The organism is Acidocella sp. KAb 2-4 (genome assembly GCF_020567705.1).
Classification (GTDB): Bacteria; Pseudomonadota; Alphaproteobacteria; order Acetobacterales; family Acetobacteraceae; genus Acidocella.
On the sequence record NZ_JAJDJU010000004.1, the window covers coordinates 1 to 23053 of the forward strand.

The window sequence follows — 23053 nt, forward strand, 5'->3', positions numbered from 1 at the left end:
CGATGAGCGGCAAATCGAGGTCAACAAGGGGTGAAGCCCGTATCCAAGGTGACCGCCGGCATGGCCAAGCGCGGTCAGGCGCGGCCCGCAGAGGCGGACAAGGGGCCCCGGAAATTTGTTTCGAACATACTACGAATCTGAGGGTCAGGAGTTCGAATCTCTTCGGGCGCGCCACAGAATTCCTTGATAAACAAGGCTAAACGGGCTGGTCAGCGATGACCAGCCCGTTTTCGTTTGGGCCCGGCCCACCACTATCCCCTCCGGTGGCCGCGTTTCATCGGCGGTCACCGCATGGGAAGGCGCACAGCACACCGTGATTCCCAGGTACAGTGCGTACGGGCCTACCGACCATCAACTCCGTCAACGTCGCCCAACCCCCTCAGGTGCCCCTACTAGGGCACGGGGATGCACTTCGGCTCGGTAACTGGGCGTTGAGCGCACCATGTGCCTGACAGCATCGATCCAGCCAGCTGAACGCGCTCCCTCATCGTATAGACAGACAGTTAGTCCTCGCGAAAGCATCTCGTGTATTCGAGCTTCGGCACCAAGCGGCCACGTGTGAGAGCGAACCCAGTCATCGGTCGCGCTTCGCGCTAGCAGAGCATATTCCAGATAGTGCACACCGTGCTCACAGAGGTAATGCACTACGTGCCGATGCCTAAAATAGGGGCGCTCAAAGACCGGCCTCGGTCGCAAGTCTACTAGAGCGGTAACGCCATTGCGGCTCATCAGGTTCAGCAGGGTTTCCTCAGCAAACCAGCGAACGTCAAGGAACGTGATCCTGCCGCAGTTATCTCCTCTGTGGTCAAAAAGGTTCAACTGTTGAGCCGGCAGAGTTCGGCTAGATGTCGTAAAGGGTACACCTGGGAAGCCCACAACCTTATCGTCAGACATCGGCCACCTGTTGGATTAGTGCAGCCGCACGCTCCTCGACCATTCGGAGTTCACGAAGTCGGACCGCCTGGGCGGGCAGCTTGCGATCCGGAGCCTCGTATGTGCCATCAGCTCTCTTCACCTCCGTGCGCTTCGTAAAAAAATCTTCGTACATACGCGGGCCAACCCCTGTAAATGGAGTCACAACCATATGAGTTTGCTTTGATTGAGTGCCGCCTATTGTCGGTGTTGTTTGGGTCGCAATCGCGTCCGAGTGCAATTCCGTTGCAAGACTCTTCACGTAAGGTTCAATGTAGTAGACGCGTGTCACGCCGGCTGTGACAAGGTGCCGGGCACAATTATGACAAGGATACGTCGTGCAGTAGAGGGTTGTCCCGACCGGTGAGATGCCGTTCCTTGCCGCCGAGAGGAGTGCGTTCATCTCCGCATGGATAGAACGGGAGTACTCCACGATATCTTTAATCCCGGGCAGGTCCGCCATAGCCACTGCATTATCTGCGAAGAATTCGCGGATCCGGCGCTCTGCCTCGTCGCGCGCTTCGGCCGCAGGGTCGAAATCAGCGCTTCCTTGGGGATGGGCGGCTAGCGCGAGTCCTTTCGAAAATTTCTCCGCCAGAAACTTGCCAATGTCTTCTCGGAGTTGTTTCTTCTTGCGTTGATTGTGACAACCCGTGAACGTCACCTTTCCATCTTTCCACTCCCAAGCAAAGCAGCGGTGGTCCGGATCACTATCTTCATCGTAGACGCCGCCTCCGAACCTAGGGACATCATTGGTGCCAGTAGCGACGACGGTGCCATCCGAGGCGACGAGTGCGGCGCCGACTTGTCGTGACAGACAGGAGGACTGCAATGCTGCAGCATGAGCATGGTACATAGCCCGTTCGCTCTTCGTCGGGCGCACGAGGCCTGACCCAAGGACCAGATTGACGAAGCGATGCAGATCCCCTGTTAGGCTTGCACCTGATTGCGAGGCCAAATTATTGTCGATAAAGAAGTCAGCGAGGTAAAAGGCGTCCCGCACCTGCTGACCATTCTTGCGCCCCTGGTCTTTCTCGTCACGATCCATATAATTTAGGACATCAACTTCCCCGACGCCCGCGTATTTAGACGTCGAGGTTTTGCCGCCTACTAGGCGATTTTCACGAATTGGACGATCACAATGGACGGCCACAAGCCGAAAAGATTGGTCGTAAACTTTCCGGAGAAGGTCGACCTCAGCAGAATGCTTCAATGAGTCGAGGATGAAGGCTCGTTTTTTTAATCCCGCCTCGTCATGGCCCCGAAGCGCTCTGATCTCGGCAATCGCCAATGCAGCAACGGCATCGTGACCATGCTGTTCTCGCAGGGTGTCCCCTGAGTCTTGAAGACCACTCGCACGATGGAAGCGCGCCGAGCCCGCTCCAATGCCATGCGTTTCCTGGAGAGTGTCATCCTGGCCCATATGGCGTGCGATAAGGCGGCTCAGTTTGATGACTTCTACCTGATACCCTTCCTGCTGCAGGAGCACTTCAAGGCGGCTGCAGGCTGTAGAGCAGCCAGCTCCGACGTAGCCAACCACACCGATGACAAGCTCGAGGGACAGGGGGGAGATTTCCTCGCTCCCGGTATTAGCGTCATCCTGCGGCTTGATAAGTTTCAGACCCGACACCGTAGCATTCCTCGCCAGCACCACCATTTGTCCCAGCTTTCGGTGCATTAGCTACTGGTTGCGTCCTCGCTGAACGCTTCAGCAGCACCGAATCACCCCAGGGGTGTTTTACCGATAGCAAGCAACCTCTTCTCAGTCGATCAACAAATTCCTCGCCCTGAAACGCTTACCACCCGCCATTTACACAATCTTCTGCCGCTTCCTCCCGCTTGGCAGCGGCCCCGGCGCTTCCTCGCCCGGCTGGGGCCGGGCGAACAGCGCCTCGATCTCCACGCCCAGCGCTGCGGCGATGCCCTCCAGCACCGCCACGGTGGGGTTCTCCATCCCGCGCTCCAGCCGGCTGACGTAGGTGCGGTCGATGCCAGCATCCACGGCGAACGCCTCCTGCGAGACGCCCCGCGTCACCCTCAGCCGCCTGATGTTCCACGCCACGCGCGCCCGTGCATCCATGCGCCGATCGGCGCAGCTTGCGGCCTATTATTCCACGCACTATAGTCACGTATTTAAGCGGACCGATCGGCCGATCCCCGCGTGACAGGCGGCGCCCCCGCGCCGCCAGCAGGAGATTGTCGCGTGAAGAGACCCGAGGAGTGCTTCGGGCCAGCCGGTACGGCTGTGCCCAATTCAACCGCCATCCCCATCTACGTCATCTCCCTCGACCGCGCCCCAGAGCGCCGGGCGCACATGCGCGCGCAGATGGCGAGCCTGGGCCTTGCCCACGAGATCGTCACGGCCGTGGACGGGCGCCAGCCGATCGAGGGGCTGGAGCGACTCTACGACCGCCCCCGGCGCCTGCGCACCTACGGCACCGACCTCACCCGGGCGGAGATCGCCTGTTGCCTCAGCCACCTGGAGGCCTGCCGCCGCATCGCGCAGAGCGAGGCTGGCATCGGGCTGGTGCTGGAGGACGACGTGGTGCTCTCTGATGCGGTGGCGCCCGTGCTGGCCGATCTGGCCGGCATGCGGCGGGGGAGCTTCGACGTGGTGCGCCTGGCTGGGCTGCGCGAGCGCCGGGGCAGGATCGTCCGCCAGCTTTCCGGCGGGCATGCGCTGGTGCGCTTGGCCGTCGGGCCCTGCGGTGCCCAGGCCTACGTCATCACCGCCGCCGGCGCGCGCAAGCTCATCTCCTACTGCTCGCCGATCACCCAGCAAATCGACATCGCCCTGGACGAGACCTGCTTCAACCGGCTCGACACCTACGCCGTGCTACCCTACCCGGTCCGCCACGAGACCGGCATCGCCTCCACCATCGGCGAGCGCGCGGCCGACGACACGAGGCGCGGCCCGGTTGGGCTGTACCAGATCGCCCTCCGCACCCTGCGCCGGAATTTCAGCATCCTGCACGGCTTGCTGCGGATGTACCTGGCATGACCGGCGGCACCCTCCGCGACCGCTGCCCGGCCTGCGGCTCGGCCGATCTGGCCGAGGTCTTCACCCGCGCCGAGTGGCGCGACGCCGCCCTGCGGGAGCGGCGTGATGCTTGGGCGGCGATGGAGGCCGACCCGGAGCTGGCCTTCGATGCGTTCCTGCGCTGCGGCGCGTGCGGCACGCTCTTCACCGACCGCGTGCCCCCGCCAGCCGCCCTCGGTCGCTTCTACGGCGCCTATTCCGGGACGGCCCGGTCCCTGGCGAAGATCAAGAGTAAGCTGGGGCTGGAGACGCGGCGGCTCTTCTGCCTGCGGCTGGCGGTGCGCGGCCGGCGCTTCCTGGACGTGGGCAGCGGCATCGGCTGCGCGGTCGAGGCCGCGCGCCGGAACGGCTTCGCGGCGGCCGGGATCGAGCCGGGCGCGGATGCCGTGGAGATCGCCCGCCGGCACTTCCCGCGCAACGAGTACTTCGTCGGCACGCTGGATGCGCTGCCGGCCGGGCGGCAATTCGACCTCGTGCAGTGCGTCGAGGTGCTGGAGCACGTGCCAAACCCGCAGCGCCTGGTGGCGCAGCTCGCCGCCGCCGTGGCGCCGGGCGGCTTGCTCTTCCTCACCACGCCGGACGCCGGGCACCATACCGTGCGCGGCGACCCGTTGCGCTGGGGCATGGTCTGCCCGCCGGAGCACCTCACCCTCTTCACCAGGGACGGCGTGCGCGCCGCGCTGGCGCCGCACTTCCACCGCGTCATCGTCCTGCCCAACAGAAAGCCCGGCGTCCGCGTGCTCGCGTTCAAGGGAAAAAACTGAAGAGCCGCAGGCCTGCGGCGCTGGCTGCTGGCCGTGCTGTTCATCCCACTGGTCGGGCCGTTCGTCTTCATGTGGCTGGTGGCGTTCCCGGGCAGGTCAATCATCCCACACACGGTGCCTATCCCTCCTACGCAACAAAGGACGGACTGAAGTTCAGGCAAATCGCCCTGCTCCGACGCCTCAGAGAGATGGACAGACCGGCGGAAGCAGGCCATCACCTTAAATCTCGAAGCTCTCTCGCGCGCGCCAGCGAGCCCTCCAACCAGAACCGCCCCCTTTGGCCTGATGGCCAACTGAAGCCCGCGTGACGTGGTATGGTGTGCATCTCCCGGAGGAAAAGTTTCCATCACCGAGGAGATCACACTATGAATTCTTGCACGATGAAAACTTCCGACAAGATCAAAGCCATGCGCCGCGACCATGGGATGACCCAAGAAGATCTCGCCGCCAAAGCGGGATGTGGACTCGCGACGATCCAGCGAGCCGAGAGCGGCAGGCGGCTCTCGGCCGACAGCCTTGCCTCGATCGCAGCCGCCTTTGGCATACCCGCGAGCGAACTCGCGGCAGACGCTGCGGACAACTTCGAGGCCTATCTGCCGTTGGAGCCGATTCGCAGCGGTCGTTGCCTAGTTGAACTATTACTCGACAGCTCGCGTATCGATTTTGGATTTTCGGAACTGGACAATCTTGACGATGCCAAGGCGATCGAAATCTTCCATGATTTTTGTCACGCCCTAGCGGCACTTGAAAGACCGCTGTCACCCATCGTGCTGGTCTCACGCGAGCTCGAGACGCGTGATCATATCAAAGCTCTTGCCGAGAAGGGCTTCTGCGTTGGCGGCGCCGATTTTGAGGTCAAGGTCTACGAAGTTGATGACGACGGCGGTGGCGGCCCAGCTTTCCTGTTGGCACAATGGGACGAACGCCGCGTGGCGCTACGAGTAGGCCGTACCCCAGATGAAATTCTCCGCGCCCACGTGCTACGCACTCTCGGCCAATGGGAAACTCCCCACGGAACTGCCATCATCTATCCACCTACCAAGCACCGCACCGAGGAAGCTGAAGCGCCAGACGAAGAGGAGATGTGAAGACGTATGTTCAATATCATGGTAACCGCCAGCGATAACGCCTGGGAAGAAGGCGCATATACTTGGGATCGCACCCGCATCCTTGAATACACCGAGGAACCCATTCGCGGGCGACTTCACACGCTGTCGAACACGGCGCTTGAGGAACTCGCCTCCCTGCCAACCCTCTTCATGTATGAGCAAGATACCCAGGGAACGCCGCGTGTCGGCAGGATCAAGCGCATCCAACAGCGCGGCTCCGAGTTCCGTGTGATTTTCGAGTTCGACGAAACGGTGCCCCCCCTCACCAGGGAGAAGATCGTTTCGCTCAAACGTCAGCTACAGCTCGCCAACTTTGAATTCAGCCGAACACATTGGGCGGTCAAGGAAGGAGACCTCTACGCCATCCTGAAGGAGGATGGCCACATCCGCGTGGCGATGCCAATACATCTACCTGAGCCGATCACTCCACCCACCCCCGCAGTGGATGTGACACCGGCGAAAGTTTTTTGGTTCATGGCCGGGACGAAGCAGTCAAGCATGCGGTGGCGCGCTTTCTCGAACGCCGTGTCGGTCTCGATGTCGTGATCTTGAGCGAGCGCCCCAATCGCGGACGCTCGATCCTGACAAAGTTCCAACAAGAAGCCGATGGCGCCACGTTCGCGGTCATACTGATGACGGGTGATGATTCTGGAACGCTCCGCCCTGAACTTGCCGGCACCAGAACGGAGCCCACACCCCGACCTCGTCAGAATGTGATCTTCGAGATGGGTTTTTTCATCGGGCAACTTGGCCTCGACCGTGTCTGTGCACTAGTACGACCCGGCGTCGAAAGGCCTTCAGACTATGACGGCATCGTCTAGGTGCCCTTCGACGACCAAGATGGTTGGCAACGAAAGTTGGTGACCGAACTTCACGCCGCTAATCTGCCAGTTTCACCTACCTGGTGGCAACACACATAAATTCTGTCTTTTCATCATTCAGATTGGGCAAAAAAAGCAGTGCCTTCCAGGGGTGGCTCCACCCCACAGCCACCCGGAATTTGCTCACCCTGCAGCAGGCGGCCCCCCTGACAACCATGCCCACATGGCACAGACGCCGGCGGCAGTCAGGACGAGATCGAGCTGGGGCGCTAGGCGCAGCTCGACCTCGGCCGCCAGCAGCGCCATCGCCACCGGCAGGGTGAGGATGATCTTCACCGCGACCGGCAGGCGGTTCCAAAGGCCGCGCTTCCTGGCCCCTAGGGCCGGTTTCTGCCCCTGGCACGGCGGCGCAATCTCGGTGACGATGGTGAGCAGGTTCTTCTCGTTCTGCATGGTGGTTCCTTTCAAGTTCTGATTTGGCGATGGATGGGGGAAGGCGCTTCAGCGCCTTCCCCCATCCTCGCGTCGGTGCGGGTTTCGATCGGCCTGCCTCACGCGGCGTTCTGCGTCTCCGCCTCGCTCGCCACCGGCGCCGGCAGCGCCAGCAGGTTCCACGCCCGCAGCGCAGTCGTCGCGGTGTCGATCAGGCGCTGCGGGCTGTGGTGCGCGTACCTCTGGGTCGTGCTGAGCTGCGTGTGCCCCAGCACGGTGCCGATCTCGTTCAGAGGAGTTCCAGCGTTGGCCAGGGCACTTGCGAAGCTGTGCCGCAGGTCGTGGATGCGCAGGTCCTCGGGAAGCCCCGCCGCGATCCTGGCCCGCCGCCACGCGCCGCGCACGCCCTCGACGGGCGCGCCGGCCCGGCGGGCGCTGGGGAAGACGTACGGGTTGTCCGGGTGGAGCTGCCGCTTGGCGAGCTGGCGCCGCAGGATCGCCACCGCAACGGCCGAGAGCGGGATGTGCCGGGTGCGGCCGGACTTGGAGCGGGGCACGGTGAGCAGGCCGCGCTCCAAATCCACGTTCTCCCACCTCGCCTTCAGCGCCTCGCCCCGGCGGGCGCCGGTGACGGCGAGCAGCGCCAGCACCGCCGCGGCGGTCTCGTCCGGGTCGGCGGCCAGCGCCCGGAAGAGCGCCTGCGTTTCTGCCGGGGACAGGTACTTGTCGCGGTGCACCTCGCGCAGCATCCCCGGCGAGCTGGCCGGGTTCTTGCCCTCGTACAGCTCCCACTTCATTGCGAGGTTGAACATCGCACGCAGCGTCGCCAAGTGCCGGTTGACGGTACCGTTGGCCAAACCTTCCGCCACCATCTTGCGCCGCAGCTCGGCGACGTCCTGCGGCGTCACCTCGTCCAATGCCTTCTTGCCCAGGGCGGGCAGGATGCGCTTGCGCAGGTACGCTTCGACATTGTGCGCGGAGCGCTGGCGCTCCTGCACGTGCGGCAGGTATCTGTCGCGGGCGAACTCATCGATCGTTGGCACGGCCCTGAGCTTTGCCTTCTCTGCCACAGGGTCGCCCCCCAGGCTGACCTTGGCCTTGAGCTGCTCGGCGCGGCGCCGGGCCTGGTCGACGGTGACGTCGCCGAGGCGACCGAGCCGGACCTCGTGCTGGCGGCCGCGCGCGTCCTTGTACCGGAAGTAGAACGTCACGGTGGTGCGGCGCTGCTCGGCGATGAAGCCGACCAGCCGGTCGTCGAAGATGCGGTGCTTTGCCGCTCCTTCGGGCAGCGGCGGCAGCTTCTGCACGAGGCTGCGCGTGATGGTCGTTGCGGGCATGGTGCTCCTTTCGCGTTAGGGCATGGGGGTCATGGGGGCCATGGGACGAGCGCCAGCACCCGGGGGCTTGCGGCCCCGGGCTGCGGCGCGATCCTGGCGGCTTGGGATGGAGCGAGGCTCACCCCTGCGCCGTGCTCTGGCAGCGGCGGGCCTCGATGAACGTTTCGAGGTCCTCTTGCCTGTACCTGACGTATTTGCCGGAGAGCTTGATGTAGGCCGGCCCCTCGCCGGTCCCGCGCCAGCGTTCGAGCACGCTGGGCGGGACGCCCAGGCGCTCGGCGGCCTGATTGGCGGTCAGCAGGGGGCGGAGTTCGGTTGGGCCGGCCGTGGTGGTTTCCGCGGCGGCGGTGTGCTTGGTCTGGCTGGTCTGGCTGGTCTTGTCGGCCATGCCGGGTCTCCATGGTGCTGGGCGCCGAGGGCGTTCTTGCCCCGGCTTCGTCCATGGAGGTGTTCGGTGGCCGCACTTTGTCGCCAAAGGTCGTTCGTGGCGTTGCTCGCCGCACCGCTTGCAATCCGCCAACGCACCTTGCGGACAAAACTCCGCGCCGCGCGTTGGCGATTCTTCGGCTGATCCCCTGGGTCTTTCCCTACCCTGGCTCGCCGGCGGCGTCCGCGATGAGGCGCGCGATGCGCACCCTTCGCGTCTCGGCCTCGATGGCGTCCTGGATGGCGTGCCGGCATTCCCAGAGCCGCCGGTTGTACGGCGCGCGATCGGTCCAGTCCCGCAACGCCTCGTCGATGACGATCAGCAACAACTCCGGCACCACGCCCTCCTCGCGGCTGGCGGGGTCGGGGCAGAGCTCGATGTGCAGATCGCCGCAGCGCGCCACGGTCCATTGGTACGGCGACGGCTGAGCGCCGGGGCGGAAATCCACACCGCTGCCCAGCGTCTCGCCCACGTGCATGGACCGGGCCGCGCGGCCGAGCGCATCCAGCACGGCCAGCGCGCCCGCCTCCGGCATCCGCGCGTGCTCAACCGCCATGCGGGCCTGCGCCACGCAGATGAGCTGGCGCAGCGTCCAGCCCGAGGGCGCGGAGCAGACCGTTCCGTACCGGACCGGCAGGCCGAAGCCGTCGCCGCCGGTGTCGAGCACGACCGCCCAGAAGTTCTGCCCCCAGAACGGTCGCACGTCGGCGTTGCTGAACAGCGCGAAGCGCTCCCCGTCGGCGGTGCGGCGTGCGGCGACGATGGATTTCTCGTCGAGGTCGATCATGGGCGTGCGCCTCCGTCGGCGCGGTCGACCTCGAACACCAGTCAGGAATCGTCGCTGTTGATCGTCGCCGCCACGCCCTCGGGAATCCAGAAGCAGACCAGCTCCTCCTCGTCGTCGTCGTCGTTGAGGCGGAACAGGTCGGCCGGCGTCTTCACCTCGATGCCGAGGGTGGCGAGGTACTTGATGACGTGCAGCGGGTCCTCGCCGGTGCGCACCGCGTCGGCGAAGTTGACGCGCTGCACCTCGCTCAATCTTTCGATGTCGGAGTAGCGCCGCAGCAGCTCCTCCAGCGTCTCGGTTTTCGTTTCGTCCATGTGATGCTCCAGACGCAGGAAGCCCTGCCTTTGAAGGGCGGGGCTTCCTGCTCGTTCGGGGGGATGATTGCCCGGGCCAGATGCGGCCTGTGCAATGGCATCACATGCGATTGACCGGCGCCGCCGATGCGCCACCCGACTCAGCCCGCGTCCGGCTCTCCGTCGTAATCCGCCACATGCGCCGCCCATCGCGCCTTGGCCCGTGCAGCCTCCAGGACCAGCGCCGCGCGTACTTCCCGACGCGCCTCCCAGCAGCTTCGCCGCCAGGGCGTGACCGGCAGCCAGGACGTAAGCGCCATTTCGAGCACGAGCAAAAGTTGCTCGGGCGTGACGCCGCGCTGCCGCGCCTCGGCATCCGGGCACAGGGCAATGGAGAACTGCCCAGCCCTGGCCGCGGTCCACGGGAAGGGCGAGGCCACGCCGCCCGGCGGGGCAGGCTCGAATGAAACCGGCGGCACGATGTCTCTCTCCTGGGGCTCGCGATGCACGGCGGCGGCGTGTTCAAGGTGGCGCACGATCTCGGCCAGGGCGGGCTCGCCGGAATGCGCCAGCTCGGCCTCGAACCGCGCCATCGCCACGGAGATGAGCTGGGCAACGTTCCAGCCATCGAACGGGCCGGAGATGGCGAGGCGGATGAATACTCCGCCATCCGCGATCTCGACCGCCGCACCCCACAAGCGCAACGGCCGGCCCGGGATCAGGTCGATGGCGACGAGGGCGACATTGCGCCCGGCGCTGGTGGTGTGCCAGGCGACAACGTCGCGGTTGAGGCGCCGTCCGGTGGCGTTACCGCCGGTCTGGCCGGTGCCGGTTGCCATGCTGGCTGACGTCATCGCGTGAAGACCGCCCATTGCCCGTCCGTTACGAGATAGACGGCAATTCCTTCCTCGACGCGATAGGCTTGGACTTCTTCCTCGCCGGGGTCGGCGCAGGCCGCGAGCAGGTCTTCCAGCGTGCCGATCCGCACGCCCAAATCGTTAAGGTATGGCAACAGGTGCAGTGGATCATCGCCGCGCACCAGGGCATCGGCCAGGCGAAGTTGCGGCACGTGCCGGGGCAGATCGCGCCCGGCGGCGTGGCGCCGCAAGAGCGCCTCAAGCGCCTCGGCCTGGGGGAAGGTTTGGGTCATGTGATGGTCTCCAAGGCGCGATGCGGCCAGCCCCTTCAAGGGCTGGCCGTCTCGCGCGGGGTTGGGGTTGCTGCCCGCACGGCGCGGGCGAGACCATGACATGCGCTTGGAGGCAGGCTCTGCCACACTTGAGCTGGACGTGGTACGGTATAGTAATGAGATATGCGGCGTCCTGATGTACCTCGCCGTCCGAGTTCCGCTTGCGTATCTCCGCGAGCCATTGACGATTTGGCATCGGATCGTCCGCGCTCTGACTTAGGCGACAAGTTGAACGCGAGCAGAGAACAATGGATATGGGGGAGGGGGCTTTAAGGCCCCCTCCCCCATATCCATTGCCATCACGCCCAGGCGCAGATGCCTTTCCGCGACCCAGGCCACCAACCGCCAACTGGCCCACCGGCTGACGCGCGGCAAGGTGAGGGCCGGCGAAGGAGCCAGAACCAACTTCACTACCTCGACCATGAAAGTGAATGGTAAAAAATTTTCAAAAATCTCTGGACACCACCTCCCGGCCGGTGCTAGGGGCGCAGCCCCGGCTGACGTGGCCGGGTACATCAGAGGAGTTGATGGCGAAAACCCATCATGACGAAACGGCCCTAGTCGGTCGTGACGTTCAACTCTCGCCGTGGAATTCCGCGCTCGGGCTGGGGACAACCCCGGTATCGGCGGGCGATGGTACCACCGGCGAAGCGGCGCCAGATACGGCGCGTATAGCCCCTCCAGTGGAGGGGGGCAGCGAAAAAGGGACCAGGGATATCCCGCGGGTCCAGGCAGCGACAGGCGAGGCCCAGGCCGAGTCTCAATCGCAGGCCAGTGTGGAAGGCACGGATGGCCGGCAGGCCGGGCCGGGGCTGCTACTCAGGTTCAGCAACCTGAAGCGGATAGCCGCGGCCCGACGCCAGGCGCCCATCTGGGGCAATGTGCGGCGGCGTCTGGTGTCGCTGGTGGTCGGGCAACCGGGCATCGGCAAAAGCCAGTACCTGGTGCAAGGCGGCGTCGCGATGGCGTCCGGGCGCCCGTTCGGTGGCTACGTGCCGAGCGGTGCGCACAAGGTCGTCATCCTTTCGCCTGAGGATGAAGCCGACATATTGGTCGACAGGATCGAGGCCATGGCCTCGGCCCTGGGGGCCGACATGGAAGTCCTGGAGCGCAATCTTCGGATCGTGCACCACGATGATTCCTGCGTGCTGTTCGAGCCCGGGCCCAATGGCGCGAAAATGACCGACGTTGGGCGGTCGTTCTTCGCCGAGGTCGAAGGGTTCGGCACGGACGTGGTCTGCCTCGACCCCATGGCCGAACTCCACCGCCTGCCAGAAATGGACAACGGCGCGATGCACGAGCTGATGGCCAAGCTCCGCACACGCGCGCGGGCCGGCAACTACGCCGTGGTGCTAGCGCACCACAGCGTGAAGCCCGACAAGGGCGACGCGCCGCCGACCATCCACACCGCGCGGGGTGCCGGCGCTACCGGCGCCTCCATCCGCCACGCCGATGTGTTTTCCGAACTCTCCAAGAAGGAGCGCGAGGATTTCGGCATCACGGATGAGGCCGCGCCGGACTACATCCGCCGGGATGTGGTGAAGTCTTCGTACAGCCGCAGGCCGGGCCGCCCGACCTATTTCAAACGCGTGGAAGTGCCCGTTAACGGCACAACCGCGCCCGCGCTTGAGATCGTGGCGCTGACGAAAAAGGGCCGCTGAGGGCGCCAAGGGGTGCCGCGATGGGGCGCCCAAATGAAGATCGGGTCGTGGCGGTTTCGCCGCGGCCCAGAAAATACAGACGCGAGCCCGCGGTTATACAAACCGCTGGTGAGCCGACCTCCCTTCAATGGTTAGGCCGTGGCCCATGAGGCCGCGGCTGGCCACACACAACATTGGAGATCATACATGCGCATAAGTGATTCCCTCTTCCTCGAAATCGAGGAAGAACGCGCGCTCGGCGCCGCCCAGGTCGTCTGCAAGACGCTGGGCCTGCGCACGGCGGATAGCCTGGACGCAATCATCGCCGATGCCGAAATCGAGCGCGACTGGCGCCAGACCAAGGTTCGGGAGGTGACGATGGCGATCAGGGCGTTCAAGGCGCTCCGCCCAGCCATGCCGCGCACGGAGCTGGTGCGCGCGAAGGCGGAGCAGGCCTATGATGATATGGTGAGCATCATGGACGTTCTCACGGAATCGGGGATTCCGATGACCACGCCGGCGCTCGTCGAATTCTGCCCGTCCATGGGCATCCCCGAGGGGCGGGTGCGCTACGCGCTGGAGATGCTGGCGCTGGGCGGCAAGATTGACGCCGGCCCCGACGGCTGGGTGATCCAGGGCGAGCACGCGCTCAGCGGCACCGTCAGCTAGGTAGTGCCAAGTCGGCAAGCCGCCACGAATGGCGGCTTGCCGAAGGCGCCAGGCCATTAAGGCCAGGGCCGTGCGCGCGAAATCTGCGCGCGGTCGTTAAGTCGCCGGGTGACCGGCGCCGGTGCCCGCGCGGCATCGCACGAATCAGCATGATCACACCCGGTTGCGGCCCTCGCGCCGCAGCCGGCCATGCTCTTACTCACTGGAGAACACATGAAGACGAAGAAGAGCGCGGCCGCGTGGCGGGCCGAGGAAGAGCGCATCCGCGCCGCGGCGCGGGACGCATTTACGGTGCTGGGCCTGCCCGAGCCCGCGGACCTGAACGAGTTCCTGACACTCTGCGACGCCTGCATTGAAAGGCTCACCACAGAGGCCGCGAGCCTGGCGGTGCTGCGCAGAGAAATGGCCGCCGTGCTGGCGCGCGGCAATCGCCGGGCGCCAGCGAAGGGCAAGGTGGCCGCCCACTGATCCCGCGCGGCCCGATCAATTCTCACATCTGGCTTTTTTGGAGGCTAAATGAAGGATGCCGACACCATCATCGCGGAAACCAGAGGGTCTCACAAGAAAGAGAAGGACGAGGAAATGCTGGATGCGGCCAACGCCATGTGCGCCGAGCTCGGCCTGCCCATAGGCGAGAGCTTCGAGGACTTGGTCTGGATGCTCTCTTCCCGCTCGGAATGGTATCTCGAGGAAGGGCGCAATCTGGCCAAGCTCTGCGATGCGATCGCCGCGATGTGGCCTGCGACGCGGCACTAGCCACAGGGCTACAGCCGGCACTCTGTTAGTCAGAGCCGTGCCGTCCGTGCTGGCGGCATGGCCGAAGCTAACGGCGGCGCCCGCTAAGCCGCACAAGGCCGGCAGGTCGCGCAGGTCACCATGAACGGCGGCCTGCCGACAGCATGCGCCATCAAAGCCAGGGCCGTGCAGCCGTGATCGGCGAGCGGTCGTTAAGCCGCCGGGTATCCGGCGCCGGTGCCCGGGCGGCACCGTACAACACCCGGCTGCGGCCTTTGCGCCGCAGCCGGCGTGTCACAGCCAAGGACGAGGTGAAAACGAGACGATCAAAGCCAAGGGCTGCCGCTTAAACGGCAAATCTCAGGGAACACAGGGGTGAGCCGGCACTCAAATTCCGGTGCGCGGCTGCCCTTCAACACAGAGACCAAGGAGACATGATGAACACCCCCCTCAAGCTCAAGAAGCTCGATACCAAGATCGTGAAGGTCGAGCTGATGAACGCACTCGGCGCGAGCCTGGGCCTCGCGCCCTGCGCCGACCCCGCCTCGCTCGTCGCGCTGCTCGATGAGAAAATCGACGCCCAGCAGGAGGAGCTGGTCAAGCTGGCCAGCATGCGGGAGACGATCGCCAAGATGGCGGGAGTGCGCAACCGCGGGCTGCTCGCAGAGGATCGTCGCAAGAAAAACTGGCGCCCGGGCGCAAACACCGTTTACGCGCGCGTCCGCGACCTGATCCAGCAGCACGGCATCCTCACCCGGAAGGAGATCATCACCCTGCTCTCCGCCGACGGCGGCGGCGAGGTGCCGCCCGGCAGCATCTCCGCGGCGCTGACGAAGCTCGCCGACGCGGAGATGATCGAGCACGATGGGATGGGCTGGAAGCTGTGCGGCGAGGATACCAGCGAAGCGAAATAAGCTGCAGCCCGCTTGCATGCCGGCGAGGCCGGTATGGTGACCGGCCGACGTGAGGCAGGCGGTGTACTCCGTCATCGGTGCGTCACCGCGAGCCCCGCTTGATAACCGACATGCTGCCCTGGGCCGTGAGGTCCAGGGCAGTTTTTTCATCTCGGCGCCGCCATGGCGCGGTTGAGCATCTGGAAGATTCGCGGGTCGGCGCACTGCGCGACGTTGAAGCGCAGGAAGCGTCCTGCTGTCTGCGCCGGGCTGAACACGTTCCCCGGCGCCAGCACGATGCCGTCTTCCAGCGCGCGGCGCGCGATCTCGGCGGCGTCCAGCCTCGCGGGCAATTCGCACCACAGGTACATCCCCGCGCGCGGCATTACCCAGGGTGTCAACCCGATGGCCCGGAGCCGGGTGCTGGCTTGGCTCATCGCGCCCGCCAGCTTCGCGCGCAGGGTCTCGATGTGCTTCCTGTAGGAGCCGTCCTGCAACACCGCCAGCAGCAGCTCGGCCGAGAGCCGCCCGCTGGAGAAGGACGAGGCGATCTTCAAATCCGTCAACCCCTCGATCCAGTCCGACTTGACGGCGATGTAGCCACAGCGGAGCGAAGCCGAGACCGTCTTGGAGAAGCTGCCGACCTGCACCACGCGCTCCAGCCCGTCGAAGGCGGCAAGGCGCGGCGACGGCTCGGCCTCGAAATCCGCGAAGATGTCGTCCTCGATGATGGTCAGCCCATGCTGCTCGGCCAGCTTCAGCAGCCGGTGCGCGGTGACGGGGGAGAGCGAGGCGCCGGTGGGGTTATGCACGGCGCAATTGGTGATGTAGAGGCGGGGTTTTTGGTCCTCCAGCACCTGGCCGAAGGCGGCGATATCCGGCCCCGCCGGCGTGTAGGGCACGCTGACCACCCGCGCCCGGTGCGCGCGCAGCAGAGCGCGGAAATTGAAGTAGCAGGGGTCGTCCACCAGCACCGTGTCGCCCGGCTCCAGCAGGAAGCGGCAGAGCAGATCGACCGCCTGGGTGCCGGAGTCGACGAGCAGGATTTGTCCTGGTGCTGCCGGCACGCCGAAGCTGCCCAGCCGCCGGGCGAGATGCTCGCGCAGCGGCGCGAAACCTCGCGGGCTGCCGTAATCGGTCAGGGCGGCGGCATCGGCCCTGGCCAGCCCGCGCAGGGCGCGGCGCAGGCTGGCTTCTGGCATCCACGAGGGCGGCAGCCAGCCGCAGCCCGGCTTGAGCGCATTGTCCGGCATCTCCAGCGATTGCCGCGAGACCCAGAGCGGGTCCATGTCTCGGTCCAACTTCGGCCCAGTTTCCGCCAAGCTGAATGGCGGCGGGTGCCCCGCGACGTAGAAGCCGGAGCCGCGCCGGGACTCGATGACGCCTTCCGCCGCCAGCCGGTCGTAGGCTTCCACCACCGTGGTCTTGGAGATGCCGCGCGCGGTGGCTTGAGCGCGGATGGAGAGCAGTCTGGTGCCGGGTGCCAGCGTTCGCGCGGCGATGCGCCCACGCATCTCCTGCACGAGCTGGGCGACCAATGTGCCATCCGGCGGAGCCATTCGTACCTCTCCAGTGCCAAGTACAGTTTGTGAAGATTGTACTCACCTGTGCCTGGATGCGCCAGCCCCGGCCCGCCACAAGGATCGCATGACGCGGAAGGGCATGGGCATGGAGAAGACGATCGACGGTTGGGTGTGCGGCGCGCTGGGCGTGGTGATTTTCAGCGGGTCTATGCCCGCCACGCGCGCGGCGCTGGCCGGGTTCGATCCGCTCTTCCTCACCGTGGCGCGGGCGGCACTGGCGGGGATGCTGGCGGTAACCCTGCTTCTCGCCTTCCGCCAGCCGCGCCCGGCGCGGGGCGATCTCGCCTCCCTCGTCGTTGTGGCGCTGGGCGTGGTGCTGGGCTTCCCGCTGCTCTCCGCCCTGGCCCTGCGGCACATCAACGCCGCGCAGTCACAAATTTTCCTGGGGCTGCTGCCGCTCGCCACGGCCACGTTCGGCGTGCTGCGCGGCGGGGAACGTCCGCGCTGCGGGTTCTGGCTCTTCGCCGGACTGGGCAGCGCCTGCGTGATCGGCGTCGCGCTGCGCCACGGCGCGGGCCTGCCTGTGGCCGGGGTGGCGCTGATGCTGGCCGCGATCCTGGTGTGCGGGCTGGGTTACGCGGAGGGGGCGAAACTCTCACGGCGGTTGGGCGGCTGGCAGGTCATCTCCTGGGCGCTGGTCCTGGCTCTACCCCTGATGCTGGTCCTGTGCTGGCTGAACGCGCCCGCCACGCTGATGCATGTGCCGGGCGGCGCCTGGGCGGGGCTCGCCTATGTGGCGGTCTTCAGCATGCTGGTTGGGTTCGTGTTCTGGTATCGCGGCTTGGCGCTGGGCGGCATCGCGGCCGTGGGTCAGCTGCAATTGCTGCAGCCTGGGCTTGGTCTTGCCGCCTCCGCGCTAGTGCTGCATGAGACCGTGCCGCCCGTCATGGCTGTAGTCACCTTTGCCATCGTCCTCTGCGTCGCGGGGGCTAAGAGGTTCGTGTGAGGTTAAGCCAGAAGCCCTTCAAAATCTCCGGCTTTGGCAATATCACCAATGAGTCCTGTTAACCTAGGCTCTTTATTTCGTGCACGTCTAAAATCCTCGGCCGTACGTTTATCTACATAAAGAACTGTGCAATACGCAGCGAGGACAGCTAAATGGCTATCAATGTGGTCACTTCCTGGACGCAACGAACGAGGCTGCCCGTGAACCTTAAGTGCTTCACTGATGACCCGGCTAGGCAGCACATCCATCGATACTTTTTTAAGTTCTTGAAACGATCGGCCAGTCTTCGAAGCTACAACTCGCAGCTGACTTCTAAACAACGCAAGCCTATTCAGGTCTTCGAGAACGCTCTCGTCACGAATCTCGCTTTCATCCACGCCCTGGTCGACCAACATCAACACCAGCATCTCACGTACCGTCGCGCCCGGCGGCGGCGTCCTAGCCAATACCTGCGTCATGAACTCGTCGGCCATCTTACGTGCCCCAATGGTATCGCCGCCAGTACTCAGAATCGCCTCTCGCAGAGCCCGTGCATAGCTCAAGTCGAGTTGCATGCGTATCTGGTCAGGTGAATTGAACGGCAATTTGGCCAATTCACCGATTGTTAGCTTCTCATCAAATGTCCGTAATGGCCCAAACGTCGCGATCATGTTAGCCGTCCCCTTGCGGGATTGTACGTTTGGCCGCGAAGCTTCCCATACTCTAATATCTTCACCAATTGCCTGCCTGCCATTTCCTATTGTTAGCAATAGCTCCCGAGCTCGATTGCGAACGGCAATGAGATCACCGCACCCTTCGGCGGCTGCGATCGCTTCGGCTGCCAGCACTTGCACGATCGAGCCTAATAATCCCTCTTTCTCATTGGGTAAGCGTAAATAAGCCACGAATGGCAATTGTTGGAGAAATTCGATCCGCGTTCGGGCGGTTGAATCATTCTCGACTCCGAGCAACTCCTCAAGATGATGCCAGGATAGGAGCGGCAGGCGTCCCTGTTCGAGCAGTCTCCCGTGCAACGTATGCGCCCGCCGTCTCCGCTCTGGATTTGGAGACTGGGCTGCGTCCAACCATTTTCCCCAATGCGAGCTGTCCGGCGCAATGATCGTAGCAGTAAAAAGAGTCAAAGCGTAATTCCATTACGATATATGACCCGTTGTGGAATCGGTCCACCATTTGCAATTAAACCTCGAGTCAACGAACGCAGCAAATCAATCAGGTCGACCAAGAGCTTGTCGTCCTCGGCACTTGAGTATGGAGAGACCAAGCTGCCATGCATAACTCGATTCCGAACCTTGTTCCAAGCTCGATGTTGATCCGGCGTGATCGTGCCAGCATCTCGAAGCTCACGAAGTGCTGTAGCGGTGGTTATTTCGAGTGCGCGTGATACGGCGCTTTTGGCGACACCTTTGAGGTATGCGCCTCCCGTCCACTCGTCGATATGCCTCTTCAACATCTCGACGCTGGCGGAATCAACATCTGCTCGGTGTGCGCCCCTGGGGACAAGAATCTTCACCATGCCCTCAACTGCGCTTGCGAAGGTGAGCGCCCACACCCAGCGCGAACCGCGCGCCGCCTGGATCACTTCGACGTACAGCGCAGTCACCTTGTTTGCCTCGAAATTGGGTTGCCCTTGATCGTCCCGTGCCGAGACGATGTAGGTGAGGAGTCCTGCATAGGTCTGCCAAAAGCCACTTGCATCTGCGAGGATATGGTCGCCGTGCCAGAGTGCGCAGGCATTGGACTCGGCCCGCCAAGCGGGCGACGGGCGGATCGAGACCATCGTCCGTGTCGGGAGAGCGCGGATGATGAATCTCGGATAGATGAGCTGACCGAACATGATCCTCAACGGCTCACCCAGCCAATGCTCTGTGAACATCAGGGGCAGCACCTCACTGGCCGCGGCGCCAACGGTCAGCATGTCGGCTGCGTCGTCGAGGGTGAAGATAACTTCGGTTCCAAGGACAGAAAGGCGATGCTCAACGGTCGCGCCCTCCTCTTCCGGTCTCGGAAAGAATCGGCGCAGGATGATCCGGGCAAGATGTTCGCGTGGGAGCAGGAACGTCACCTCCGTGCCAGGCTGATTTCCGCCTGGTTCGTCCGTCATCATCCCCTCGATCTGCCCGGAGAATGTCCATTCACCTCCTGACTCGGGCACATACACTTTCGGGATGGTCCATCCGCCAAGGAGGGACAGCCCCTCCTCCGTGACAACCTGCAGGCGCTGTCGATGAAGTCCGTCGTAGGGATCGCCGTGGATGCGGTTGAGCGCATGCAGGGCGTGTCTGACGTCTGAAGGCAGTCCGTGCATCTCGTAGCGAATTGACGTGAGAGACTCCACGGTCAATTGGCCGGAGCCAACCGCAACCGGCGGCTCGTGGTCGGCGGCCAGCAGAGTCATCGATCGACAGGGGATCACAGTTCCAGGCGTCGCAAGGCGTTTCCAGCGGTCAGCAATGGGCATGAGGTCTGTCGTTCCGAAAAGAGGTAACGCCTGACGCGTTGTGGCGCCGAATTGTGCTGATCATTGGTCGAGCGCAGATCGCTACTTCCTGGGCTTCATCTGTGGTCGAGCGGCCTCAGTCTCTTCCTTGGCTGCGTTGAAGTCAGCAATCAGAGATTCGAGATCGGCGAGGTGGGCCGCGAACTCTTCGGGCGTAGGTACGGGAACCGTGTCGGAAGCGGGATTGTCGTGGCTATGGGTGTTGGCACGGGTCATGCCCTCGTGGAACCGGATCGCGAGAGCGTCTGGTAGCGTGACGTAACGTAGAAGCTGCGTCTGAATGACATCGGTCCCGCGACGCACGATGTTGCGGAAGATCACTTCCTCGACCATGCGCTCATAGGTGTCGCGCAGTCTCCCGTAGAGGCCCTTGATCTCATACTCATAGTCAGCAGGGCTGTTGGCGCTGAGCTTGCGGAGCACCGCGAGCCGCACCTTGATCTGTCCAATCCGTTTGAAGACGTCGAGGCCTTTCCATACCATGCCGGCCGGGTCAATTTTGCCAGCCGCATCCTGGTCGCTGAAGAGCGCGACAGTGACCGGCTCGATACCCACCGCGTCTGCTGCTCTGCACAGCTCGTTGAAGAAGACGATATCATGAGTGAACACGATGACTTGGCGCTGGGTTGCCTCCTGCGCGATCCGCTCGGCGACACGGCTGCTGCGGTCTCGGTCCAAGGAGGAGACCGGATCGTCCACGATGATTGGCCCCGAGCCATCGGTCAGGGCAACCTCCGTCAAGAAGCTGGCGAGCGCCAGGGCGCGCTGCTCCCCTTCGCTCAGAATCTGAGAGGTGACCCTGGTTAGTTTGGTCTTCGGATCGATCTGGAACTCGGCCTTAAGCTGGCCACTCTTCCGGGCCAGGCTGACCTTGAGGTTGCTGATGTCGAGCCCGTCGCACTCGCGTTCGAACCTAGCCACCACGGCGGATGATAGGTGCGCGTCGATGAGCTCGTTGGCGCGCTTGGTGATGCCGGTGGTCACGCAGGAGCTGATCGCCTTGGTGAAGGCACCATCGAGCACCATCAAATCACGACGCGTAGTCAGCTTCGCCTTATTGGCATTGAGGATTTTCTGATCCTCGAGTTCGGCCTTCTCTGCGGCAAGCTTGTCTCGCCATGCCGCGTCCTCCGCCAAGGAGAGTTGCTCCTTCTCGACGCCGAGCTTGACAGCAAGCGCTTCGACATCGGCGACCGGAGAGACGAGCTCCGCGACAGGCGAACTCTCCCCGCCATCCAGGCGGACTGTGGCGTCGGCAAGGCGATCGGCAACCGCTCGCTCGAACGCCGACAGCTTGTCGGCAAGATCGGCATCGCGCGATCTGACCTGTTCCAGGCGCTCCGGGAAGTCATCGGCACGCAGTTTTGCAAGTGTGGGAAGTGCCTCCTTCGCTGCAGCAAGCGCTTCCTCATCGAGTGATGCGGCCTTGTCCAGGGTGTCGTCCATGTAGGCCTGGAACCGCTGCATACGGTCAACGCCTTCCGGGAGCAGCGGCTGCTGACACAGCACACAAGCGGCGTCGACATCTTGGTTGACGACCGGGAAGTCCTGACCCGGATAAGCCTCGGCGAGAGAGTAGTTGCGAGCAGCAACCCACAGGGCGCGCCAACTCTCGCTGCCCACGCCGTCGAGCGGTTCGTCGTCGAACAGGGCGCCCGCCGAAACCTCGGCGGCCCTACGGGCCGCGATGGCCCTCTCCTTCAGGGCTGTCAGCGCCGCGAGTGGCTCGTCAGATAGAGCCGTCAACGCGGATCGGCACTCCTCGGCTACGGCTTCGACCCATGATAGGAGCGTTGCCAAGTCCGCCCGGGCCGTCGATCCTGATGCGAGTATGCCTGCGATCTCGTCGATGCGTGTGGCGTCTGTGTCGGAGAATTTCGTCGCGGTCTCAATCTCGAGGTCAGTCGTCTTGCTGTTGATCGCACTGGCGAACCTCTGCGGGGTGGTGTCTCGTACGGGTGCGAAGGTGATGGCACTCAACTCGATCTTGCCTCCGACCGTTGCCAAATGTTCTGCCTCTAGCATCGCCTTGAGTTCGAGGCACGCAGCGTTCAGGCGGTGAGGAAGCGCGAGGCCGAATGGCAGGAACCTGATCTGGTTGCCACTATCGACGTAGAGCTGTGCCGAAGCGCTATCGAAGACGGAGACTTGCATCAACTGTGGGGCAGCGGCCATGCCCGCTGTCCAGGCGATGGGCTCGTCGCCTGCGCCTGCGTCGATGACGATGTCTGCCGCCTGCACGCCGCTGCCGTCACCGTAGACATCCCCGAAGACCTTTAGTGTTACCGGATTCTCGATCCTGGTGCGACATGCCGTCCGAAGTATCCGGACGAATCCGCTCTTGCCGCTCCCGTTGCGGCCATAGACGATGGTGAGGGCCTTGGGGCAGAAGCTCAATGAAGCCTTGGCCACGAGGCGATTCACGCCCTCGACATTGGCGATTCCCTTGAGGATGATGGGTGCCTGCTTGCTCCCGCCGAAATGCTCCTTGGCGAAGGGGGTCGGTATGGGAGGCTCGCCTTCAGTGGCAAGTCCGGCGGCCACTTTCACCATCGCAAGCAGCTCTTCGCGGTCGGTGTCCGTCAACTCGTTCGATATCGCGAGGCGGCGAAGACAGTCCTGCCGCCAGAGGGGCAGGGTGGTGGACCATGCGATGATGTCGTCAATTGGCTCCTTCGCCATGATGCCTTCTGCGCGCAGTTCCCTATCTCGTCCAGATCGCAACCGAACCTTGCCCCGCCGCCAATCTTAAAGCCAGTCTGGCGCGATCGGCGAGTCAACGCCAGCCCTGCCTGAGAAAAGTGAGAATCTCGAACTGCCCCGGCCCCGGAATTAACCGACGCAGAGTCGGGAGAGGGGTGCCCGCCCCATCCTCTCTTCCCCCCACAATCCCCTCGGGCGACCGACGGGGGGGGGGAGGCGATCTGCGGTCAACGTGGGGTGCAACCCGCCCGGGTTGCGTGCCACGGCATGACGATG

At 64.0% G+C, this 23053-nt stretch carries 24 protein-coding genes; 11 read left to right on the forward strand and 13 right to left on the reverse strand.

Annotated elements, in window-relative coordinates; translation table 11 throughout:
* Window positions 1-886: 886 nt before the first annotated feature.
* Together LI953_RS04165 and LI953_RS04170 are read right to left on the reverse strand one after the other, a co-directional pair.
* Window positions 887-2569: an anti-phage dCTP deaminase gene (locus LI953_RS04165; protein ID WP_227074774.1), complete on the reverse strand. Its 1683-nt coding sequence runs from the start codon at window positions 2567-2569 to the stop codon at window positions 887-889.
* A gap of 153 nt (window positions 2570-2722) precedes the next feature.
* Window positions 2723-2992 (reverse strand): helix-turn-helix domain-containing protein, encoded by a 270-nt coding sequence (locus LI953_RS04170; protein ID WP_227074775.1) that lies wholly within the window; start codon window positions 2990-2992, stop codon window positions 2723-2725.
* 123 nt (window positions 2993-3115) lie between these two features.
* Between LI953_RS04170 and LI953_RS04175 the strand changes: the two genes are divergently transcribed.
* From LI953_RS04175 to LI953_RS04195, 5 genes are all read left to right on the forward strand, one after another.
* On the forward strand, window positions 3116-3913 hold the full coding sequence (locus tag LI953_RS04175) for a glycosyltransferase family 25 protein (RefSeq protein ID WP_227074776.1): 798 nt from the start codon (window positions 3116-3118) through the stop codon (window positions 3911-3913).
* Complete coding sequence (locus LI953_RS04180; RefSeq protein WP_227074777.1) at window positions 3910-4716, forward strand: bifunctional 2-polyprenyl-6-hydroxyphenol methylase/3-demethylubiquinol 3-O-methyltransferase UbiG; 807 nt, start codon at window positions 3910-3912, stop codon at window positions 4714-4716. Before LI953_RS04175 ends, LI953_RS04180 begins: the two co-directional genes overlap by 4 nt.
* A 380-nt stretch (window positions 4717-5096) precedes the next feature.
* Entirely contained in the window at window positions 5097-5804 is a 708-nt protein-coding gene (locus tag LI953_RS04185) for a helix-turn-helix domain-containing protein (protein ID WP_227074778.1), read from the forward strand.
* A 6-nt stretch (window positions 5805-5810) separates the two neighbouring features.
* On the forward strand, window positions 5811-6371 hold the full coding sequence (locus LI953_RS04190) for a hypothetical protein (RefSeq protein ID WP_227074779.1): 561 nt from the start codon (window positions 5811-5813) through the stop codon (window positions 6369-6371).
* Window positions 6329-6646, forward strand: a complete 318-nt coding sequence (locus LI953_RS04195) for a TIR domain-containing protein (protein ID WP_370635756.1) — start codon at window positions 6329-6331, stop codon at window positions 6644-6646. Before LI953_RS04190 ends, LI953_RS04195 begins: the two co-directional genes overlap by 43 nt.
* Window positions 6647-6829: 183 nt before the next feature.
* Here LI953_RS04195 and LI953_RS04200 read toward each other — a convergent pair whose 3' ends face one another.
* The 7 genes from LI953_RS04200 to LI953_RS04230 all read right to left on the reverse strand — a co-directional run bounded on the left by LI953_RS04200 (window position 6830) and on the right by LI953_RS04230 (window position 11072).
* Window positions 6830-7114, reverse strand: a complete 285-nt coding sequence (locus tag LI953_RS04200) for a hypothetical protein (protein ID WP_227074781.1) — start codon at window positions 7112-7114, stop codon at window positions 6830-6832.
* 83 nt (window positions 7115-7197) lie between these two features.
* Window positions 7198-8415: a site-specific integrase gene (locus LI953_RS04205; RefSeq protein WP_227074782.1), complete on the reverse strand. Its 1218-nt coding sequence runs from the start codon at window positions 8413-8415 to the stop codon at window positions 7198-7200.
* 118 nt (window positions 8416-8533) lie between these two features.
* Window positions 8534-8803 carry an AlpA family transcriptional regulator gene (locus LI953_RS04210; protein ID WP_227074783.1) on the reverse strand — a complete coding sequence of 90 codons (270 nt, stop codon included), beginning with the start codon at window positions 8801-8803 and terminating at the stop codon, window positions 8534-8536.
* Window positions 8804-9002: 199 nt separating this feature from the next.
* Window positions 9003-9629 carry a hypothetical protein gene (locus LI953_RS04215; protein WP_227074784.1) on the reverse strand — a complete coding sequence of 209 codons (627 nt, stop codon included), beginning with the start codon at window positions 9627-9629 and terminating at the stop codon, window positions 9003-9005.
* 41 nt (window positions 9630-9670) lie between these two features.
* The gene (locus LI953_RS04220; RefSeq protein WP_227074785.1) at window positions 9671-9943 is read right to left on the reverse strand and encodes a hypothetical protein; all 273 of its coding nucleotides are present in this window, start codon (window positions 9941-9943) and stop codon (window positions 9671-9673) included.
* A gap of 140 nt (window positions 9944-10083) precedes the next feature.
* Complete coding sequence (locus LI953_RS04225) at window positions 10084-10776, reverse strand: hypothetical protein (protein WP_227074786.1); 693 nt, start codon at window positions 10774-10776, stop codon at window positions 10084-10086.
* The gene (locus tag LI953_RS04230) at window positions 10773-11072 is read right to left on the reverse strand and encodes a hypothetical protein (RefSeq protein WP_227074787.1); all 300 of its coding nucleotides are present in this window, start codon (window positions 11070-11072) and stop codon (window positions 10773-10775) included. The genes LI953_RS04225 and LI953_RS04230 overlap by 4 nt, the downstream gene beginning before the upstream one ends.
* A 566-nt stretch (window positions 11073-11638) precedes the next feature.
* Here LI953_RS04230 and LI953_RS04235 point away from each other — a divergent pair.
* The 5 genes from LI953_RS04235 to LI953_RS04255 all read left to right on the forward strand — a co-directional run bounded on the left by LI953_RS04235 (window position 11639) and on the right by LI953_RS04255 (window position 15069).
* A complete protein-coding gene (locus LI953_RS04235) occupies window positions 11639-12772 on the forward strand; it encodes an AAA family ATPase (RefSeq protein ID WP_227074788.1) in 1134 nt (377 codons plus the stop codon).
* A gap of 186 nt (window positions 12773-12958) precedes the next feature.
* Complete coding sequence (locus LI953_RS04240; protein WP_227074789.1) at window positions 12959-13420, forward strand: hypothetical protein; 462 nt, start codon at window positions 12959-12961, stop codon at window positions 13418-13420.
* A gap of 213 nt (window positions 13421-13633) precedes the next feature.
* Entirely contained in the window at window positions 13634-13888 is a 255-nt protein-coding gene (locus tag LI953_RS04245; protein WP_227074790.1) for a hypothetical protein, read from the forward strand.
* 48 nt (window positions 13889-13936) lie between these two features.
* Window positions 13937-14176, forward strand: a complete 240-nt coding sequence (locus tag LI953_RS04250) for a hypothetical protein (RefSeq protein ID WP_227074791.1) — start codon at window positions 13937-13939, stop codon at window positions 14174-14176.
* Between the two features lie 416 nt (window positions 14177-14592).
* On the forward strand, window positions 14593-15069 hold the full coding sequence (locus tag LI953_RS04255; protein ID WP_227074792.1) for a hypothetical protein: 477 nt from the start codon (window positions 14593-14595) through the stop codon (window positions 15067-15069).
* Between the two features lie 146 nt (window positions 15070-15215).
* Here LI953_RS04255 and LI953_RS04260 read toward each other — a convergent pair whose 3' ends face one another.
* Window positions 15216-16607, reverse strand: coding sequence for a PLP-dependent aminotransferase family protein (locus LI953_RS04260; RefSeq protein WP_227074793.1), 1392 nt, complete (start codon window positions 16605-16607; stop codon window positions 15216-15218).
* Window positions 16608-16695: 88 nt separating this feature from the next.
* On the opposite strand from LI953_RS04260, the gene LI953_RS04265 reads away from it, so the two are divergent.
* Window positions 16696-17577 carry a DMT family transporter gene (locus LI953_RS04265; protein WP_255643059.1) on the forward strand — a complete coding sequence of 294 codons (882 nt, stop codon included), beginning with the start codon at window positions 16696-16698 and terminating at the stop codon, window positions 17575-17577.
* Between the two features lie 2 nt (window positions 17578-17579).
* On the opposite strand, the gene LI953_RS04270 is transcribed toward LI953_RS04265, so the two are convergent.
* The 3 genes from LI953_RS04270 to LI953_RS04280 all read right to left on the reverse strand — a co-directional run bounded on the left by LI953_RS04270 (window position 17580) and on the right by LI953_RS04280 (window position 22756).
* The gene (locus LI953_RS04270) at window positions 17580-18698 is read right to left on the reverse strand and encodes a hypothetical protein (protein WP_227074794.1); all 1119 of its coding nucleotides are present in this window, start codon (window positions 18696-18698) and stop codon (window positions 17580-17582) included.
* A complete protein-coding gene (locus LI953_RS04275; RefSeq protein WP_227074795.1) occupies window positions 18695-19972 on the reverse strand; it encodes a hypothetical protein in 1278 nt (425 codons plus the stop codon). The genes LI953_RS04270 and LI953_RS04275 overlap by 4 nt, the downstream gene beginning before the upstream one ends.
* A 144-nt stretch (window positions 19973-20116) precedes the next feature.
* A complete protein-coding gene (locus LI953_RS04280) occupies window positions 20117-22756 on the reverse strand; it encodes an AAA family ATPase (RefSeq protein WP_227074796.1) in 2640 nt (879 codons plus the stop codon).
* Window positions 22757-23053: the final 297 nt, after the last annotated feature.

Excerpts from the sequence above, each read along its gene's own strand:
- LI953_RS04165 (WP_227074774.1), bottom strand. The coding sequence starts at position 2,569 with ATGGTGGTGCTGGCGAGGAATGCTACGGTGTCGGGTCTGAAACTTATC.
- LI953_RS04170 (WP_227074775.1), bottom strand. The coding sequence starts at position 2,992 with ATGGATGCACGGGCGCGCGTGGCGTGGAACATCAGGCGGCTGAGGGTG.
- LI953_RS04180 (WP_227074777.1), top strand. The coding sequence starts at position 3,910 with ATGACCGGCGGCACCCTCCGCGACCGCTGCCCGGCCTGCGGCTCGGCC.
- LI953_RS04185 (WP_227074778.1), top strand. The coding sequence starts at position 5,097 with ATGAAAACTTCCGACAAGATCAAAGCCATGCGCCGCGACCATGGGATG.
- LI953_RS04190 (WP_227074779.1), top strand. The coding sequence starts at position 5,811 with ATGTTCAATATCATGGTAACCGCCAGCGATAACGCCTGGGAAGAAGGC.
- LI953_RS04205 (WP_227074782.1), bottom strand. The coding sequence starts at position 8,415 with ATGCCCGCAACGACCATCACGCGCAGCCTCGTGCAGAAGCTGCCGCCG.
- LI953_RS04210 (WP_227074783.1), bottom strand. The coding sequence starts at position 8,803 with ATGGCCGACAAGACCAGCCAGACCAGCCAGACCAAGCACACCGCCGCC.
- LI953_RS04215 (WP_227074784.1), bottom strand. The coding sequence starts at position 9,629 with ATGATCGACCTCGACGAGAAATCCATCGTCGCCGCACGCCGCACCGCC.
- LI953_RS04220 (WP_227074785.1), bottom strand. The coding sequence starts at position 9,943 with ATGGACGAAACGAAAACCGAGACGCTGGAGGAGCTGCTGCGGCGCTAC.
- LI953_RS04225 (WP_227074786.1), bottom strand. The coding sequence starts at position 10,776 with ATGACGTCAGCCAGCATGGCAACCGGCACCGGCCAGACCGGCGGTAAC.
- LI953_RS04230 (WP_227074787.1), bottom strand. The coding sequence starts at position 11,072 with ATGACCCAAACCTTCCCCCAGGCCGAGGCGCTTGAGGCGCTCTTGCGG.
- LI953_RS04235 (WP_227074788.1), top strand. The coding sequence starts at position 11,639 with ATGGCGAAAACCCATCATGACGAAACGGCCCTAGTCGGTCGTGACGTT.
- LI953_RS04240 (WP_227074789.1), top strand. The coding sequence starts at position 12,959 with ATGCGCATAAGTGATTCCCTCTTCCTCGAAATCGAGGAAGAACGCGCG.
- LI953_RS04245 (WP_227074790.1), top strand. The coding sequence starts at position 13,634 with ATGAAGACGAAGAAGAGCGCGGCCGCGTGGCGGGCCGAGGAAGAGCGC.
- LI953_RS04250 (WP_227074791.1), top strand. The coding sequence starts at position 13,937 with ATGAAGGATGCCGACACCATCATCGCGGAAACCAGAGGGTCTCACAAG.
- LI953_RS04255 (WP_227074792.1), top strand. The coding sequence starts at position 14,593 with ATGAACACCCCCCTCAAGCTCAAGAAGCTCGATACCAAGATCGTGAAG.
- LI953_RS04260 (WP_227074793.1), bottom strand. The coding sequence starts at position 16,607 with ATGGCTCCGCCGGATGGCACATTGGTCGCCCAGCTCGTGCAGGAGATG.
- LI953_RS04265 (WP_255643059.1), top strand. The coding sequence starts at position 16,696 with ATGACGCGGAAGGGCATGGGCATGGAGAAGACGATCGACGGTTGGGTG.
- LI953_RS04275 (WP_227074795.1), bottom strand. The coding sequence starts at position 19,972 with ATGACTCTGCTGGCCGCCGACCACGAGCCGCCGGTTGCGGTTGGCTCC.
- LI953_RS04280 (WP_227074796.1), bottom strand. The coding sequence starts at position 22,756 with ATGGCGAAGGAGCCAATTGACGACATCATCGCATGGTCCACCACCCTG.